Annotated in this window: 16 protein-coding genes and 1 pseudogene; 3 read left to right on the top strand and 14 right to left on the bottom strand. The window is 69.9% G+C overall.

Annotated elements, in window-relative coordinates; genetic code table 11:
* Positions 1-225 precede the first annotated feature (225 nt).
* The 12 genes and pseudogenes from DL519_RS38915 to DL519_RS38860 form a co-directional block, all read right to left on the bottom strand.
* Positions 226-456, bottom strand: coding sequence for a hypothetical protein (locus tag DL519_RS38915; RefSeq protein WP_190822306.1), 231 nt, complete (start codon positions 454-456; stop codon positions 226-228).
* 403 nt (positions 457-859) lie between these two features.
* Positions 860-1,606 carry a cell division protein FtsQ/DivIB gene (locus DL519_RS38910; RefSeq protein ID WP_190822304.1) on the bottom strand — a complete coding sequence of 249 codons (747 nt, stop codon included), beginning with the start codon at positions 1,604-1,606 and terminating at the stop codon, positions 860-862.
* Positions 1,603-3,042 (bottom strand): UDP-N-acetylmuramate--L-alanine ligase, encoded by a 1,440-nt coding sequence (murC, locus tag DL519_RS38905; RefSeq protein WP_190822302.1) that lies wholly within the window; start codon positions 3,040-3,042, stop codon positions 1,603-1,605. Before murC ends, DL519_RS38910 begins: the two co-directional genes overlap by 4 nt.
* Entirely contained in the window at positions 3,039-4,154 is a 1,116-nt protein-coding gene (gene murG, locus DL519_RS38900) for an undecaprenyldiphospho-muramoylpentapeptide beta-N-acetylglucosaminyltransferase (protein ID WP_190824484.1), read from the bottom strand. Before murG ends, murC begins: the two co-directional genes overlap by 4 nt.
* Positions 4,155-4,189: 35 nt before the next feature.
* Positions 4,190-5,605, bottom strand: coding sequence for a putative lipid II flippase FtsW (gene ftsW / locus DL519_RS38895; RefSeq protein ID WP_190822300.1), 1,416 nt, complete (start codon positions 5,603-5,605; stop codon positions 4,190-4,192).
* Positions 5,606-5,611: 6 nt separating this feature from the next.
* Positions 5,612-7,045, bottom strand: a complete 1,434-nt coding sequence (gene murD / locus DL519_RS38890; RefSeq protein ID WP_190822298.1) for a UDP-N-acetylmuramoyl-L-alanine--D-glutamate ligase — start codon at positions 7,043-7,045, stop codon at positions 5,612-5,614.
* Between the two features lie 76 nt (positions 7,046-7,121).
* Entirely contained in the window at positions 7,122-8,195 is a 1,074-nt protein-coding gene (mraY, locus tag DL519_RS38885) for a phospho-N-acetylmuramoyl-pentapeptide-transferase (protein ID WP_190822296.1), read from the bottom strand.
* Positions 8,192-9,661 carry a UDP-N-acetylmuramoyl-tripeptide--D-alanyl-D-alanine ligase gene (locus DL519_RS38880; RefSeq protein WP_190822294.1) on the bottom strand — a complete coding sequence of 490 codons (1,470 nt, stop codon included), beginning with the start codon at positions 9,659-9,661 and terminating at the stop codon, positions 8,192-8,194. Before DL519_RS38880 ends, mraY begins: the two co-directional genes overlap by 4 nt.
* Positions 9,658-11,226, bottom strand: a complete 1,569-nt coding sequence (locus DL519_RS38875) for a UDP-N-acetylmuramoyl-L-alanyl-D-glutamate--2,6-diaminopimelate ligase (protein ID WP_190822292.1) — start codon at positions 11,224-11,226, stop codon at positions 9,658-9,660. Before DL519_RS38875 ends, DL519_RS38880 begins: the two co-directional genes overlap by 4 nt.
* Positions 11,227-11,481: 255 nt before the next feature.
* A pseudogene (gene tnpA, locus DL519_RS38870) lies at positions 11,482-11,886 on the bottom strand (IS200/IS605 family transposase).
* A 352-nt stretch (positions 11,887-12,238) separates the two neighbouring features.
* On the bottom strand, positions 12,239-12,412 hold the full coding sequence (locus tag DL519_RS38865; RefSeq protein WP_190822290.1) for a hypothetical protein: 174 nt from the start codon (positions 12,410-12,412) through the stop codon (positions 12,239-12,241).
* Positions 12,400-12,654 carry a hypothetical protein gene (locus DL519_RS38860; protein ID WP_190822288.1) on the bottom strand — a complete coding sequence of 85 codons (255 nt, stop codon included), beginning with the start codon at positions 12,652-12,654 and terminating at the stop codon, positions 12,400-12,402. The genes DL519_RS38865 and DL519_RS38860 overlap by 13 nt, the downstream gene beginning before the upstream one ends.
* 221 nt (positions 12,655-12,875) lie before the next feature.
* Here DL519_RS38860 and DL519_RS38855 point away from each other — a divergent pair, with 221 nt between their 5' ends.
* The 3 genes from DL519_RS38855 to DL519_RS38845 all read left to right on the top strand — a co-directional run bounded on the left by DL519_RS38855 (position 12,876) and on the right by DL519_RS38845 (position 14,359).
* Positions 12,876-13,103 carry a hypothetical protein gene (locus tag DL519_RS38855; RefSeq protein WP_190822286.1) on the top strand — a complete coding sequence of 76 codons (228 nt, stop codon included), beginning with the start codon at positions 12,876-12,878 and terminating at the stop codon, positions 13,101-13,103.
* A gap of 229 nt (positions 13,104-13,332) precedes the next feature.
* Positions 13,333-14,214 carry a Scr1 family TA system antitoxin-like transcriptional regulator gene (locus DL519_RS38850; protein ID WP_190822284.1) on the top strand — a complete coding sequence of 294 codons (882 nt, stop codon included), beginning with the start codon at positions 13,333-13,335 and terminating at the stop codon, positions 14,212-14,214.
* Positions 14,171-14,359 carry a DUF397 domain-containing protein gene (locus DL519_RS38845; protein ID WP_397545019.1) on the top strand — a complete coding sequence of 63 codons (189 nt, stop codon included), beginning with the start codon at positions 14,171-14,173 and terminating at the stop codon, positions 14,357-14,359. The genes DL519_RS38850 and DL519_RS38845 overlap by 44 nt, the downstream gene beginning before the upstream one ends.
* Positions 14,360-14,527: 168 nt before the next feature.
* Here DL519_RS38845 and DL519_RS38840 read toward each other — a convergent pair whose 3' ends face one another.
* Both DL519_RS38840 and DL519_RS38835 read right to left on the bottom strand, forming a co-directional pair.
* Entirely contained in the window at positions 14,528-16,381 is a 1,854-nt protein-coding gene (locus DL519_RS38840) for a peptidoglycan D,D-transpeptidase FtsI family protein (protein WP_223840036.1), read from the bottom strand.
* Positions 16,381-17,202: a hypothetical protein gene (locus DL519_RS38835; protein WP_190822278.1), complete on the bottom strand. Its 822-nt coding sequence runs from the start codon at positions 17,200-17,202 to the stop codon at positions 16,381-16,383. Before DL519_RS38835 ends, DL519_RS38840 begins: the two co-directional genes overlap by 1 nt.
* Positions 17,203-17,210: the final 8 nt, after the last annotated feature.

The following is a 17,210-nucleotide window of genomic DNA, read 5'->3' as shown; positions in this document are numbered from 1 at the left end:
AGCTTGACGACACCGAGCGCGCTCAGATCGACGACGCGGTCGCCGTGGTGCGCCGTCACCGCGGCGCTCACACGGTCCCGCTCGGGATGCCCACACTCCGGCTGGCCGCGTCTGCACCCCTTCCCGCGACCGCACCGGAAGCCATCGCATGAGCACTACAAACGCCCAGCACACAAGGAAAACCGCCTCGTCGAGCGCCCGCACCCGGTCCATGTTGGACGGTCGTCACGCCGACTCCGCGCGTCGTCGCCAACGGGTCATCGCGGCCATCGACCGCGCTGCCGCTAACGGCACCGAGATCAGCGCATCCACCACACCGGCGTCGGCCACGCCGAAAACCGCACCCCACGCGCGGTCGAACGCACCGTCCCCTTCGGATTCCTCACCCACAGCCTGGTGATCTGCTGGTACGCCCTCACCGGCCACCAGCCCGGCGACATCACGGCCCGCCGCCAAGCCGCACCCTGGTACACCAGCAAAACCCGAACCCGCCTACCAGGACACGCTCACCAAACTCCGCCGCACCACCATCGCCACCCGGTTTCAACCCACTACACCCCGACCAGCAACAACCCAGGAAACCCTCGCCGTCCACCAAGCCTGGGCAAACGCAGCCGCATAACCGCGAAAGCCCAGGAGTCCTATAGCAGCCCAAAAGACTCACGGCCCCGACCACAACGCAGGCCGGCAAGGTCACTGGACGCTTCGGTCCCAGATGATCTGGAGCGACTTGAGGTCCTCGGGGACGTTCAGGTCGTACGGCCGCCACTGACCTGGGAATTCGTACTGCACCCGCCGGACCGACATGTCCGGCACGCCTTTCGGGGGGTGTTCGGTCCGCCTTGGACTACCGGCCCGCTCAGGCCACCGTTGGGAGGGCTGGGGTGGTCACGTCGTAGACCTTGCCCGGGCGGGTGAGCAGGGGTGGGAGGATCGCCGCCTTCCGGGAAGTTTCCTCCAGCGAACCCCAGTCGACCTCGCGGTCGCCCGTCAGCAGCAGGCGGACCTCGTTCGGTCGCGCCGCGATCACCGCCGTGACCTCCGCGCGGACCGGCTGCGAGAGGGTCATCAGGACCGTCATCGCCGCCTTGGTCGCCGCGTCGTCCTGCGACGCCGCCTGCACCTGGAGCTCCGGCAGGTCTGCCGGGCGTTCCGGCACCACCTCGAACGGCACGCCGCCGGCGTCGACGAGCTGTATCCCGTTGCGGGCCACCATGAACGCCACCGGCACCCGCTCGGTCACCTCGACCTGCACCGTCGACGGCCAGCTCAGCGACACCTGCGCCGCCGCGATCTCCGGCAAGGCCTGCAGGCGGCTGCGGATCTCGTCGACGTCGACCTGCAGCATCGGCGTGCCCGGCTCGATGCCCGCCGCCTGCACCACCTGTTCCTGGCCGAGCGTCGCGTTGCCGGCGACCTGCACCGTCCGGACGCCCAGCAGGGGCGTGAAGTACAGCAAGAGCGCCACCACGGTCACCGCGGCCAGCACGGCCGGGAGCGCCCAGCGGCGCCACTTCGGCGGCGCCGTCGCGCCGCCCCGCACCGGGCGGCCCCGGGTGCTGCGCAGCCCGGGACGCTCCGTTGCGGGGCGGCGCGTGGGGGTCACCCCTGCTCCTCCGCGGTGTCGCAGTCGATCTCGCGGAGGATCTCCGGGCCGAGCATGGTCACGTCCCCGGCCCCCATCGTCAGCACCAGGTCGCCGGGCCGGGCCAGGCCCGCGACCAGCGGCGCGGCCGCCGTGAAGGACGGCTCGTAGTGCACCTTTCCGCTCGGCAGCGGAACTTCGCCGGCGATCAGCTCGCCGGTGACGCCGGGCTGCGGGTCCTCCCGCGCGCCGTAGACGTCCAGCACGACGACCTCGTCGGCCAGGCCCAGCGCCGTCGCGAACTCGCTCGCGAACACCGCCGTGCGGGAGAACAGGTGCGGCTGGAACACCACGATCAGCCGGCCGTCGCCGACCACCGGCCGGGCCGCCCGCAGCTGCGCCTCCACCTCGGTGGGGTGGTGGGCGTAGTCGTCGTAGACGCGGACGCCGTCGGCGCGGCCCTTGAACTCGAACCGCCGCCGGACCCCGCCGAAGGCGGCGAGCCCCTCGAGCAGGCCGTCGAGGGGCGCGCCGAGTTCCAACCCGGCCAGCAGCGCCGCGACGGCGTTGCCGGCCATGTGCTCGCCCGGCACCGAAACCTGCACGTCGATGGTCTTGCCGCCGAGTTGCACGGTCGCGACGCCGGAACCGTGCTCGGGCCGGTAGCCGACCAGCCGCGCGTCGGCGTCTCCGGTGACCGACTTCCCGTAGCGCCGCACCCGGACGCCGGACTTCTCCGCCCGGTCCGCCAGCTCGGCAGCACCCAGGTCGTCGGCGCAGGCGATCAGCACCCCGTCCGGCTCGATCCGCCGCACGAACTCGTCGAACACCGCGACGTACGCCTCGGCGGTGCCGTGGTGGTCCAGGTGGTCCGGCTCGACGTTGGTAACCACCGCCACCGACGGCGCGAACACCAGGAACGAGCCGTCGCTCTCGTCGGCTTCCGCGACGAAGATGCTGCCGTCGCCATGGTGCGCGTTCGCGCCCGATTCGTTGAGGTCGCCGCCGATCGCGAAGGACGGGTCGAACCGGCAGTGCTGCAACGCCACGGTCAGCATCGACGTCGTGGACGTCTTGCCGTGGGTGCCCGCCACGCAGGCCACCTGGTGCCCGGCCATCAGCGCGGCCAGCGCCTCGGCCCGGCGCAGCACGGTGATCCCCCGCCGCTGCGCCTCGACCAGCTCGGCGTTGTCCGGCTTGATCGCCGTGGACACCACGACCGCCGTCGGGTCCGCGTCGAACTGGTCGAGGTTCTCCGCCTGGTGGCCGATGCCGATGTGCGCGCCCTGCGCCCGCAGCGCCAGGACGGTGCGCGAGTCGCGGGCGTCCGAGCCGGACACCTGCTGGCCGCGGGCGAGCAGGATGCGGGCGATGCCGCTCATCCCGGCCCCGCCGATGCCGACCAGGTGCACCCGCGCCAGCACGGCGTCGAAGTCCGAAGTAGACGGTCCGGTCATCGTCCGGCAACCTCCAGCACGATCTGCGCCAGCACCTGGTCCGCCTCGCGGTGGCCAGTGCCCAGCGTCGCCCGGCTCATCTCCTGCAACCGCTGGGCGTCCAGCGCCAGCGGCAGCACCTCGTCGATGACCCGCTGCGTGGTCAGGTCCGCGTCCGCCACCAGCCGCGCGCCACCGGCGGAGACCACCGGCTGCGCGTTGAGCGCCTGCTCGCCGTTGCCGTGCGGCAGCGGCACGAACACCGCGGGCAGCCCGACGGCCGAGACCTCGGCGACGGTCATCGCGCCGGACCGGCACACCACCAGGTCCGCCGCCGCGTAAGCCAGGTCCATCCGCTCCAGGTACGGCACGGCCGTGTACTCCGGTGCGCCCGGAACCTGTTGCACCGCAATGGTGTTCTTCGGCCCGTGCGCGTGCAGCACGCCGATCCCGGCGCGCCCCAGCGCTTCCGCCGCGCCGGAGAACGCGGTGTTCAGGGTGCGGGCGCCCTGCGAACCGCCGAACACCAGGATCGTCGGGGCGTGCGGGTGCAGCCCGAAGTGCTGGCGGGCCTGCATCCGCAGGCGCAGGCGGTCCAGCCGGGTGATCGACTCGCGCAGCGGGATGCCGATGGTCTGCGCCCCGGCCAGTCCGCTGTCCGGGGTCGCCGCCAGCACGCGTTCCGCGAACTTCGCGCCGACCTTGTTCGCCAGCCCGGCGCGCGCGTTCGCTTCGTGCACCACGATCGGCACGCGGCCGCGCGCGGCGAGGTAGGCGGGCAGCGAGACGTAGCCGCCGAAGCCGATCACCACGTCCGCGCCGACACGTTCCAGCACCTCGCGGGTCTGCTTCACCGAATTCCGCACCTTCAGCGGCAGCTTCAGCAGGTCGATGTTGGGCTTGCGTGGCATCGGCACCGGCGGGATGAGCTCCAGCGGATAGCCGCGGGCCGGCACCAGCCGGTTCTCCAAGCCCCGCTCGGTGCCCAGCGCGGTCACCCGGGCGTCCGGCCGCAGTCGGCGCACCGCGTCGGCAAGCGCCAGCGCGGGCTCGATGTGCCCGGCGGTGCCGCCCCCGGCGACGACCACCGACAGCGGCCGCCGGCTCACGGCGGCACCCCGAGGGTCGGCCATCGCGGCCTGGTCGATGCGGACCGTCTGGTCCCCGCTCAACGGTGTCCTCCTCGTGTCTGCGCCCGGGATCCGGGCCCGCTGCGCGTACCACGCGCCCGCGTGCTCCCGCCTCCCCGGCGAGTTGCCGCCGCCCCGGAGCTCTTCGCGCCGGGCCGGCTTCGTGGGGTCGGTCGTGCCGGACGCCGCTTGGCCGGTGGCCGGTACGGCGCCGGGGTCGGCAGCCGCAGCAGCTTGCCGACCCGACCTGGTCCCAAAGACCGTAGCGCGGCGATCGCCTCGGGCTCGTGCCGGGCGAAGTTCGCCAGCAGGCCGAACACCAGCATCGTAGTGACCACCGACGATCCTCCGGAGGAGATCAGCGGCAGCGGCAGCCCGGTGGTGGGCAGCAGGCCCACGACGTAGCCGACGTTGATGATCGCCTGCCCCACCAGCCACACGGTCAACGTCGCCGACACCAGCCGGATATACGGGTCGGTGTTGCGGAACGCGATGCGCATGCCCACGTACGCGGTGGTGGCGAAGAGCATCAGCACGATCGCGCAGCCGACGAACCCGAGCTCCTCGCCGATCACCGCGAAGATGAAGTCGTTGTGCACGTTGGGCAGGTACTGCCACTTCGACCAGCCCTGCCCCAGCCCGCGGCCGAACAGCCCGCCGTCGGCCAGCGCGAACAACGACTGCCGCGCCTGGTAGCCGGAGCCGGACGGGTCACCGAGCGGATCCAGGAACGCGGTCAACCGCGCCATCCGGTAGTCGGCGACCATGGCCAGCGCCACGCCGCCGGTCACCGCGCCCAGCAGCATCACCACGAACAACCGCAGCGGCGCGCCCGCGAACCACAGCAGCGCCAGCAGCACGATGAACAGCGTGATCGTCGAGCCCAGGTCCGGCTGCATCATCACCAGCGCGAACATCAGCAGCGCCGCCGGCACCACCGGCACCAGCAGGTGCCGGTACTGCGTCATCAGGCCGCGCTTGGTGACCAGCACGTGCGCGCCCCACATCGCGAAGGCGATCTTGGCGAACTCCACCGGCTGGAAGGACACTCCGGCGACCACGAACCAGCTCTTCGCCCCGTTGATGTTGGCGCCGAGCGGGGTCAGCACCGCCACCAGCAGCCCCAGGCAGATAGTCAGCAGGATCAGGCTGTACCGGCGCATCAGCCGGACCGGTATCCGCAGCGCGGTGTAGAACACCCCCAGCCCGGCCAGGCAGTACATCACCTGCTTGCTGAACACGCTGTAGGACGAGCCGTCCTTGTTGAACGCGTCGACGCTGGAGGCCGAGAGCACCATCACCAGGCCGAAGATCGTCAGCAGGCCGAAGACCGCCAGCAGCAGGTGGAACGAGGCCAGCGGCCGGGTCAGCCAGGCGGTCAGCGGCGACAGCACGCCCAAGCCCGCTCGCTTCCTCGCAGCGCGCTTGGGCGCGGGCTTGGTCGCGGTGGTCACTGCGGATCACCCGCCGTGCGTGGCAGCCGTAGCGTCCGCCAGCACCGCGCGCACCGCGTCGGCGAAGGCCCGGCCCCGGTGGGCGTAATCGGTGAACATGTCCATCGACGCGGCGGCCGGGGCGAGCAGCACCACCGAACCGGGCCGCGCGAACCCGTTGGCCGCGCGAACAGCTTCCAGCATGCCCGCATCGTCCCCTGCCGCGACCTCGCGGACCGGCACATCCGGGGCGTGTCGGGCCAGAGCGGCCGCGAACCGGTCCCGATCGCGGCCGATCAGCACCACTGCCGCCAGCCGATCGGCGTTGGCCGCGACGAGGTCGTCGACCTCGGCGCCCTTGAGCAGGCCGCCCGCGATCCACACCACTCTCGGGTGCGCGTGCAGCGCCGCGTCCGCCGCGTGCGGGTTCGTCGCCTTCGAATCGTCCACATAGGACACACCGGCGGCCTCGGCCACCGGCACCGACCGGTGCGCCCCCGGCTCGAACGCCCGCAGCCCCTCGGCCACCGCCGCCGGCGCGACGCCGTGGGCCCGCGCCAACGCCGCCGCGGCCAGCGCGTTCGCCACGTTGTGCGGGCCCGCCGGATGCACGTCCGCGAGCGATGCGAGCACCACACCGTCGCCGAAGGCGCGATCCACCAGCGAGGCGTCCTCGACGCCGAGCTGGCCCTCCCGCGGAGCGCCCAGCGTGAAGGAGACCCTCCTGGCGTCCGCCGCGGCAGCGGCGGACAGCCGGGTCGACCACGCGTCGTCGGCGTTGGCGACGGCAACGGAGTTGCCGGAGTAGACCTTCGCCTTGGCGTCGCCGTAGGCGACGAGGGAGCCGTGCCAGTCCAGGTGGTCCGCGGCGAGGTTGAGGACGACGGCGGCGAACGCCGCCACGGAGTCCGACCAGTGGAGCTGGAAGCTGGACAGCTCCACGGCGAGCACCTCGTGCCCGGCGCGGACCGCGTCGACCACCGGAAGCCCGACGTTGCCGCAGGCCACCACGTCGACCCCGGCGGCGCGCAGGATCGACTCCAGCATGCTGACCGTGGTCGTCTTGCCGTTGGTGCCGGTGACCGCCAGCCAGGTAGCCGGCGCTGCTCGCCGGCCCATCGGCATCGTGGCGGGCGTCGCCTTCTCCTGGTCCAGCCGCCAGGCGAGCTCGACCTCGCCGATCACCTCGACCCCGGCCGCGACCGACGCCGCCAGCAGCGGCGAGTCCGGCCGCCAGCCGGGGCTGGTGACGACCAGGTCGGTGCCCGCCGGCGGCTCGCTCAGCCCGGCGACCAGCTCCGCGCCCTGCGCCTGCAGCGACGCCAGCGCGGCCAGCCGGTCGGCGGCGGCGTCGGTGACGGTGACCGCCGCACCCACCGCAAGCAGCGCCTCGGCGGCCGAGCGGCCGGACACCCCGGCGCCGGCCACCAGCACATTCCGCCCCTCGAACCGCCCTGCCACCGAGTCGTCTCCCTAGTTTCCTCGTCCGCCGCGCGTCACCGCCGCGCGGATCGGAAGCCCTGCAGCGGCACCGGCGTCAGGGATTGGCCAGCGCCAGCCAGTCCGCGTAGAACAGGCCCACGCCGAACATGCAGCTGATCCCGGCCAGCACCCAGAACCGGATGATCACCGTGGTTTCCGCCCACCCGGCGAGCTCGAAGTGGTGGTGGAACGGCGCCATCCGGAACAGCCGCCGCCTGGTGGAGCGGAACACCACGATCTGCAGCACCACCGACAGCGCCTCGACCACGAACACGCCGCCGATGACGATCATCAGCAGCTCGGTGCGGGTGACCATCGAAAGCCCGGCCAGCAGGCCGCCCAGCGCCAGCGAACCGGTGTCGCCCATGAAGATCTTCGCGGGCGCCGCGTTCCACCACAGGAAGCCGACGCAGGCCGCCATCGCCGCCGCGGCGACCACCGCGATGTCCAGCGGGTCCCGCACCGTGTAGCAGCCCGCCGTCGGGCCGGCCTCCCCGAAGCAGTCGTTGCGCAGCTGCCAGAACGAGATCAGCACGTAGGTCGCCAGCACCATCGCCGCGGTGCCGCCCGCCAGGCCGTCCATGCCGTCGGTGAAGTTGACCGCGTTCGACCAGCCGCTGATCGCCACGTAGGCGAAGATCACGAACCCGATCACGCCGAAGGAGATCACCGAGATGTCGCGCAGGAACGACAGTTCCACCGACGCGGGTGTGACGCCGTGCTTGTTGGCGAACTGGATCGCCAGGATCGCGAACAGCACCGAGGCGATCAGCTGGCCGACCAGCTTCGCCGTCTTGTTCAACCCGAGGTTGCGCTGCTTGCGGATCTTGATGAAGTCGTCCAGGAACCCGACGATGCCCAGGGCCGTGGTCAGGCCGAGCACCAGCAATCCGGACGCGGTCATCGGGTCGCCGCCCATCAGGTGGCTCACCAGGTAGCCGACCCACATGGCCACCAGGATCGCCACGCCACCCATGGTCGGGGTGCCGCGCTTGGCGGCGTGCTGGCTCTGCACCTCTTCCCGGATCTCCTGGCCGAAGCCCTGCCTGGAGAACACCCGGATCAGGTACGGGGTGAAGAGGATCGAAACAACGAGCGACACGGCGGCCGCCACCAGGATTGGTTTCACGGCTTGCGCCCCCCTGCATCTCCCGCGGCCAGCAGGGCTTCGGCGACCCGCCACAGCCCGGCGGAGTTCGACGCCTTGGCGAGCACCACGTCACCGGGACGCAGCTCGGCGCGCAGCAGCGCGACGGCCGCATCGATGTCCGGCACCAGAACCGACTCCTCTCCCCACGACCCTTCCAGCGATGCCGCCTGGTGCATCGCCCGGGCCTGTTCGCCGACCACCACCAGCCGGTCGATGTTCAGGCGGACGGCCAGCCGCCCGATCTCGTCGTGCGCTTGTACGTCCAACTCGCCGAGTTCGGCCATCGGCCCCAGCACCGCCCACGCCCGGCCCGGGCGCCCGCGGGTCATCGCGGCCAGCGTCTTCAGCGCCGCCCGGACGGATTCCGGGTTGGCGTTGTAGGCGTCGTCGACGACCGTGACGCCGCCCGGTGTCTCGCTGACCTCCATGCGCCGCGCGGACACCCGGCGCACCGATCCGAGCCGCTCGGCCACCTGCTCGACGGTCGCGCCGAGCTCCAGCGCGATGGCGGCCGCGGTCAGCGCGTTGCCCACGTGGTGCTCGCCGAAAAGCGGCAGCGTCACCCGGGCCTCACCCTGCGCGGTGACCAGCGTGAACGTCGGTCGCGCCAGCTCGTCGACCTCGATGTCCGCCGCGCGCACCTGCGCGCCGGGGCTTTCCCCGACGAAAACCACGCGGGCCTTCGTCCGGTCGGCCATCGCCGCGACCAGCGGGTCGTCGGCGTTGAGCACCGCCACGCCGTCGGCGGGCAGCGCCTCGACCAGTTCGCCCTTGGCCTGCGCCACCGCCTCCTGCGAGCCGAACTCGCCGAGGTGCGCGTGGCCGACGTTGAGCACCGCGCCGATGCGCGGCGGAGCCACCTCGCACAGGTTCGCGATGTGTCCGACGCCGCGCGCGGACAGCTCCAGCACCAAGTGCCGGGTGCCCTCGTCGGCGCGCAGCACGGTCCACGGGTGGCCGAGCTCGTTGTTGAACGAGCCGGGCGGCGCGACCGTCGGCCCCATCGGTTCCAGCAGCTGCGCGATCAGGTCCTTCGTGGACGTCTTGCCCGACGAGCCGGTCACGCCGACCACGGTGAGCTGCGGCAGCCGGTCGACCACGTGGCGGGCCAGCTTCGCCAGCCCGGCCAGCACCGCGGCGCCGGACCCGTCCACGTCACCGGCCAGCGCCAGCGCGCCCGCCGCGTCGCCGCTCACCCGCGGCACGATCACTGCCGGGGCGTCGACCTCCCGCGCGGCGAGCACGCCCACCGCACCATTCGCGACGGCCTGCGCCGCGAAGTCATGCCCGTCGACCCGTTCCCCGGGCACGGCCACGAACAGCCCGCCGGGTTCGATCTTGCGCGAGTCGAACTCGACACCCGCGCTTACGATCTCCGAGCTTTCCGCACGATGAAGCCTGCCGCCCACCGCTTCCGCGATGTCGGCGAGGCTGAGCCGGATCAACTTGCCTCCTCGTCGCCCTGCCCCCGACGAACATCGGTTTCCTCTGGCTCCCTGGGCCTTTGGCCCAAACATAGACGCAGCGCGGCGGCGAGTTCCTCCCGGTCGGAGAAGGGGTGCACCACACCCGCCACCTCCTGCCCCGTCTCGTGGCCCTTGCCCGCGACGACGACGATGTCGCCCGGCTCGGCCCGTTCGACCGCGGCGGCGATGGCCGCGCGGCGGTCGCCGATCTCGATCACGTCGCCGCGCTGGCCGGCCGGCACCTCCTGCGCGCCGGCCAGCATGGCCGCCCGGATGCCGGCCGGGTCCTCGCTGCGCGGATTGTCGTCGGTGACGATCAGCAGCTCGGCCCGGCGGGCGGCCGCCTCGCCCATCAACGGCCGCTTCGCGACGTCCCGGTCGCCTCCGCAACCGAGGACGACGATCACCTTGCCGTCGACCTGCGCGCGGGCCGCGTCGAGCACCGCGGCCACCGCTCCGGGCTTGTGCGAGTAGTCCACCACAGCGGTGAAGTCCTGCCCGAGCGCGACACGCTCCATGCGGCCCGGCACGTCGACCTCCGCGAGCCCGCGCTCGATCGCCCAGGTGGGCACCCCAGCGGCGTGCAGGACCCCGATCGCGAGCAGTGCGTTTGCGACATTGAACGGGCCGGGCAGCCGCAGCCGGACGTGCATCTCCAGGTCGTCGGGCCCGTGCGCGGTGAAGGTCTGCTCCCCGGTGGGGTACGCCCGCACATCGGTGGCGGACCAGGTCGCGTCGCCCGCGGTGGACACCGTGATGGTGTGCGGCTTGATCAGCCGCTCGCCCCACTCGGTGTCGATGCAGACGACCTCGTGCTCGGCGCGGCCGTCGAACAGCAGGGCCTTGGCCCGGAAGTAGTCCTCCAGGTCGCGGTGGAAGTCCAGGTGGTCCTGGGACAGGTTGGTGAACGCGCCGACGGCGAACTTGGTGCCGGAGACCCGGCCCATGGCCAGGGCGTGGCTGGAGACCTCCATCGGCACGTAGGTCACCCGGTGCTCGACCATCACGGCCAGCAGCGCCTGCAGGTCCGGCGCCTCCGGCGTGGTGAACGCGCTGTCCAGCCGGTCGCCGGCGATGCGGGTCTCGACGGTGCCGACGAGCCCGGTGCCGAACCCGGCGGCCTGAAGCGCGGACTCCAGCAGGTAGGTGGTGGTGGTCTTCCCGGAGGTGCCGGTCACGCCGAGCACCTTCAACCGGCTCGACGGGTCGCCGTAGATCAACGCCGAGGCCACGCCGAGCACGCCCCGCGGATCGTCGTGCACGAGCAGCGACACCCGGCCCTCGCGGACGGCGGGGTGCTCGATGAGCGCGGCCCGGTCGATCCCGGCCTGGTCGGTGAGCACGGCGACGGCGCCGGCATCCAGCGCGTGCTGCGCGAAGTCGGCGCCGTGCACGCGGATGCCCGGCAGGGCGGCGAACAGGTCGCCGGGACGCACGTGCTGAGCACGCAGGGTCGCCCCGGTCACCGGCGCTGCGGCAGCGCTGTGACCTGGGGCGCGAAGCACATGCGCGCCGATGACATCGGCGAGCTTCTCGATCTCCACCGGCTCGACGTGGGCCGGGCGAGGTGGAGCTGTCGCAACCGCGGAAGGCACGTCGCGACAGGCTACCGGTACCACCTGAGGAGGCATCCCGATGGTCGGCCACCTGTTCGGTCGAGCAGCGACTGAGCCGTTCAGCGCGACTCGTGTTCATCCGCGTCGCGGCTGCGGACGATCAAGTAGAACTTCCCAGACTCGATTTTCAGCGAAGCTAATCGCAGGAACCCCGGCTGTTCACGGCCGGGAGGAATGCGATCCCTAGAGCATGGTGTCCCCGGTGCGCTGCGCGCCGGGGACACCGTTTTGACTGGGGTGTTTCTGGTTGGTGATGTACTCCTTGACGATCTCCAGCGGTGCTCCGCCGCAGGAACCCGCAAAGTAGGACGGGGACCAGAAGTGGCTTCCCCACGGGTATTTGCGGATGTGCTCGGGAAACTCCCGGCGCAGGCGGCGCGATGAGACACCTTAAAGGCTGTTGACCAGGCGAGACAGGACGACCTGTGGCGGGTAGTGCACTAGTAGGTGCACGTGGTCGGTTTCGCCGTTGAACTCGCGTAGCTGGGCTGCGAAGTCCGCGCAGACCGCGCGCATGATCTCTTCGCACCTGGTGAGGATGTCGCTGGTGAAGGGACCACGCCGGTACTTCGGTGTGAAGACCACGATTTCTCTTGTCGTCGGTGTGGTCTCGCTGGACCCGCTGACGTCGTCGCCGGGGTCAACGTGCGCGACCGCGCACGCTCGGCGTGGGTATTTGTAAACATGCCCGATCCCACCGGCTAGGTGTGTATGCGACCCGTCTCATCACAGCCAGCGGCGAGACGGGAGCGCAAGCAAAGCCCCTACGGACCGAGCCGCTTAAAAGCTCGGTCCTTAAGGGCCGAGTTGTTTACGAGGAGGAAAACGAGGAAACTATGTCGCTGGAGTTCGGCTCAGATCCAGCGCAGGCGGAACGCCGCAACGCCCGGATGTCGCCGGTGCGTGTTACGGGAGATGTTCGGCGAGATCGAGCCGGGTCTTACAGCTCGCGAAGGCGTTGGATGATTCGGTCTCTGAGCTGTCGGTCGATGTGGGTCCAGAGGGTGGATGCGTTGAACACCCAGATGTGGTCCTCGGCCGTGAGGCTGCCGTCCGGTCCGGGGGTGACGGGGGTGCCGTCGGGCCAGTGCAGAGGCGCTATCACGTCGGACATCCCTTCATCTGCTTCAGCAACGTGCTGCAGTCCTGGCAGGTTTTGGCGTGAATCCAGTCTATTTCGGACGGTTGAGCCAAGGCGAAGGTGATGCCGCAGAACGATTCACCGGCTGCGCCCGCGTCCAGGCGTGTACCGGCAAAAGCGTGGCGTGCCAGGCCGTAGTCGCTGGACTCGTCTGGTACCGGCAGCCAGAAGTAGCGCTGCTGGTTCGGTGTCGTGCTCGGGTGCGGTGTTGCCATGATCAACCTCGGTGTGGGAGGTGGGGTGGCGGGCGGCGCGCGGAGCCCGAGGGGGCGTGCGGCGCTTCGGGGGCACCGCTCGGTCTCGACACGGCGCCGCCCGCCTCATGTGCCCGGCCCGTCCCGCCGGGAAGCCACGAGACGGACCGGGCAGGTCTCAGCGCCGGATGAACGCGAGAGCGGTCCGTTCGGCGTCGATCGCTTCCGCGTGGTCACGCAAGTTGTCGGCCAACCTGCGGGCGGCTTCCGACGTCATAAAAGTCGCCTCGGCCGATGGAGCCGCCAGCATCACTCGGCCGTCGCTGATCCACGTCGAGACACTCTCCGGACACCGAAAACCGTTGCTGCAGGCGACATTTCGCCTGGTCGGGTGCGAATACGCCGGGGCTGTGGGCGCGGGCATACCGGATTCCCTCGTGACCGGAAATGCTTTGGCGATGGCCGGATGACGCGGGTAACGGAGTGCTCGCACTACGTCTGCGGCGGGAGGCCCCTCCACATTTCGGCATTCCGGCACTGGCAAGATGCCCTCACCCGGCATGATTCCTCCAAAGAGTGTTGACCCAACAAGTACGCTAGGTTTGCAACGGTTGACCTGCGTTGGCTTGAGAGTGGGTGAGGTAACCACAACCTCGCAATTGCCCTAATCGGGCGATCAACATCCGATCACACGTAAGGATGGATCGCGTGGCTACAGCCAACGGACCGCGCGCCAGAGCGCTAGCCGCTGCTTTGCGTCAAGCTCGCCAGGAACGAAACATGAGTATTCGCGAACTTGGCCGCAAGTTGTCCTTCGACCAATCAAACCTGTCCAAGATCGAAAATTGCAAAAAAGTTCCCAGCGTAGAGCTTACGGCCCGAATTTTGGGCGCTCTAGGAGCTACACCGGAGGAATGCGAGAGGATTCTCGCGCTTGCGCGGAGAGCGAGTGAGCCCAACTGGCTCGCTGTCGGCATACCCGGCCTGCCCGAACAACTGGCAGGCGCGATGGAAAGCGAGCGCGAGGCAAAGTCGATAGTTGCATGGTCACCCATGACCCTGCCTGGACTGCTCCAGATTACCGATTTCGTCCGTGCTCTAGCGGTAGCTAATGAACTGCCCAAGCACGAGATCGAACGCCGAGTCACAGTTCGGATCGCCCGGCGCGAAGTGCTCACCGGTAGAGACCCCGTAAGACTGGAAGCGCTGATTAGCGAAGTAGCGTTGCGGGAGCCTATGGCTTCGCCCGAGGTAATGACCGAGCAACTCCGGCACCTATTTACAATGGCCGATCAGCCTAACATTGCGATTCGGGTCATTCCTCTTGGTGTCGGTTGGCACCCCGGCGCCGCTGGCCCATTTGTTCTTTACGAGTTCGCGGATGCGCCGCCGTTCGTGCACTTTGAACATTATAGCTCTGGCGCATTCGTCACCAACTCCGATGACATTGAGGCGTATCGGACGGCCATTAGAATGATCAGTCGACACGCCCTGAGCCCTGCCGATTCGAAACGATTTATCGCGCAAGTTATTGCAGATGATTGGAGTTCAAGTGATCAAACAACGCTGGCGCAAAAGTAGCCACAGCAACCCTAACGGAGACTGTGTCGAATTAACCTCGACTCTTGACCAAATCCGGGACTCGAAAGACCCGAACGGTCCCACGCTTAAGGTCGATGTTCCTGCGTTCGTTCGCGCCGTGAAGAACGGTCGTTTTGACCACTGAATGATGATGCCCCGGTACGTGGTACCGGGGCATCATTGCCTCCCAGGCGTCAGTGGCCGAGTCATCCGGCTGCATGGCAGTTTCCTGAAGGTTCTTCGCAGTCATCAAACAGGAAGAACGACCCGCTCACGGCCGCATGTCGCTGACCGCCCGTCCGCCAGCCGCCCGTCAGCCGGCCTGGAGGAGCTGGAACGGGGCCTGCTCCTTGGACAGCGGGATCTGGTAGCGCTGGGTGAGGAACGCGCCGATGTTGTGGAACAGCGGCGCCGCCGAAGACCCCTCGGGGCTGCCGTACGCGGGCTGGTCCAGCATCAGCCCCACCACGAAGCGCGGGTTGTCCGCGGGCACTATCCCGGCGAAGGTGATCCAGTACTTCGACTGGCTGTAGCAGCGGCAGTCCGGGTCGATCTGCTGCGCCGTCCCCGTCTTGCCAGAGATCTGGTAGCCCGGCAGCGCCGCATCCGGACCGGTGCCGCGGTTGGGCTGCGGAGCCTTCTGCACGACCGCGCGCAGCATGTCCTTCACGGTGTGCGCCGTCTCCGGGCTGACCACCTGCACCCCCTCCGGGCGCGGGCGCTCCACGCGCGTGCCGTCCGGCCGGACCTCCGCGGCGATGATGTGCGGTGGAACCCGCACCCCGTCGTTGGCGATCGCCTGGTACATGCCCGCCATCTGCAGCACCGTCATCGAAAGGCCTTGGCCGATCGGCAGGTTCGCGAACGTCGACCCGGACCAGGACTCGCGTGGCGGCAGGCTGCCCGCACTCTCCCCCGGCAGCCCGCTGCCGGTCCGCTGGCCCAACCCGAACTTCCGGGCCAGGTCGTAGAACCGCTGCTCGCCGAGCTGTTGCGCGACCATCAGGGTGCCGACGTTGGAGGACTTGCCCAGCACGCCGGTGAAGGTCATCGGGACCGGGCCGTGGTCCCAGGCATCCCCGACGGTCCGGTCGGCGACCTTGATGGAGCCCGGGACCTGCAGCACGGTGTCCGGTCTGACGATGCCGTTCTCGATCGCCCCGGCCGCGGTGATCACCTTGTTCACCGAGCCCGGCTCGTAGGGCGTGGTCACCGCCGGGTTGGCGCCGGGGTTCTCTCCCCACGAACCGGCGCGTGGATCGAAGGTCTTGTCGTTGGCCAGCGCGTAGATCTCGCCGGTCTTGGCGTCCAGCACCACCGCGCTCGCGCTCCGGGCCCTGGCCTGACGGGCGTAGTCGGCTAGTTCGCGCTGCAGCATGAACTGCAGGTCCGAGTCGATCGTCAACTCCACGTCGGAGCCCGGGATCGCCGCTTTCAATTCCCGCTCGGTGCCGGGGATGACGAGGTTCGACCCCATCGCGGTGTCGGCGACCTTCGCCCCGTCGGTGCCGGCCAGCAGCGGATCCAACGAGGCCTCCAGGCCCATCTGACCCTTCAGCTTCTGCTCGTCCGGCCGCCAGTTCGCCGCACCGATGATGTTCGAGCCCAGGTCTCCGGCCGGGTACTCGCGGGTCCCCCGGTAATCGGCCCCGATGTGCGGGTATTTCTCGGTGATCAGCCGCGCCTGGCTCGGATCGATCGGCGGGCCGAAGTAGGTGAACTGAACGTCCTTGAAGAGCGCGTTGAGCACTTCCTGCTCGGAGATCTTCCCCTGAGTGACCTGCGGGATGTAGTGGGCGACCTCCTTCTTGTACTGCTCCGCCGTGGGTTTCGAGGGATCCTTGGCGTGCTCGTCGTCGAAGGTCTTGGTCAGCAGCCTCGGGTTGGCGTAGAGCTGCCGCGCTTCACCGCTGAACGCCAGCACGTTCCCGCTGCGGTCCACGAAGGACCCGCGCTCGGCCTGGATGACCTGGCTGGCCGCCCGCTGCCGCTGCGCCTTCTCGGACAGCGCACTGGCCTCGAACCCCTGCACCTGGATCAGCTTGCCCGCGGTCAGCACGAGCGCGATCACCAGCAGCAACCGGCCGACGAGCAGCCGCCGGTTGCTACCGGCCACATTGGTCCGCGCGGTGCGCCTCCTGATGCCGCTGGTCGCCCCACGGGCCATCAGCGGCCCGCCAATGCGGCCGCGTCCGGCTGCCGGTCCGCTGGCGGCTGCCGGTCCGCTGGCGGCTGCTGCGGGGACTGGTTCTCCGCCGGAGGCTGCCCCGCCGGGGGTTGCTGACCCTGCGCGGGCGGGGCGACCGGCTGGTCCGCCGAAGGCTGCGCAGCGGTGACCTTCTTGGGCTCGCCGACGACGATCACCGAGCCGTCCGGCTGCTGGACGAGGCGCGCCGGAGACGGCGCCGGCCGCAGGCCGGCTTCCTCGGCGCGACGCTGGATCTCCGGCGTCGAGCTCATCGAGCTGACCTCGCGCAGCAACCGCTCCTTGCTCTCGCCCAGCGCGTTGAGGCTTTCCTCGCCCTGCTGCAGCTGGTAGCTGCCGCTGACCGCCGCGATGGACAGCCACAACGTCGCCGCCAAGCCGGTGGCCAGCACCGACATCACGACGACCACCAGCGGCAATCGCTGGAGCGAAACCCGCTCGTGCAGCTGCTTCGCCTTCGGCTTCGGCTTCGCCGCCGGACGCCGTTCCTCCACGCCTTGCCGCACCTGGCGCGGCCGCCTGGCGGCGGGCTCCCGCGCCGACCGCTCCCGCCGCTCCTCGCGGCGCGCGTACGCGCGCTCAGCCGCAGCCGACCGCGTCCGCGGCTTCTCGGTCTTCTGCCCGGACTTCTGGGTCGTCTTCTGGGCGGACTTCTGCCCGGTTTTCTGCGCAGACTTCTGCCCGGTTTTCTGCGCAGACTTCTGGCTGCTCTTCTGCGCAGACTTCTGGGCGGCCTGACCCGTCCGCGAAGCGGCTTTGCCGACGCGTGTAGGTGCAGTCATCTCGCCTC

The sequence above is a fragment of the Saccharopolyspora pogona genome (assembly GCF_014697215.1).
GTDB lineage: Bacteria > Actinomycetota > Actinomycetes > Mycobacteriales > Pseudonocardiaceae > Saccharopolyspora > Saccharopolyspora hattusasensis.
This window is presented reverse-complemented; position numbering and strand designations above follow the sequence as displayed.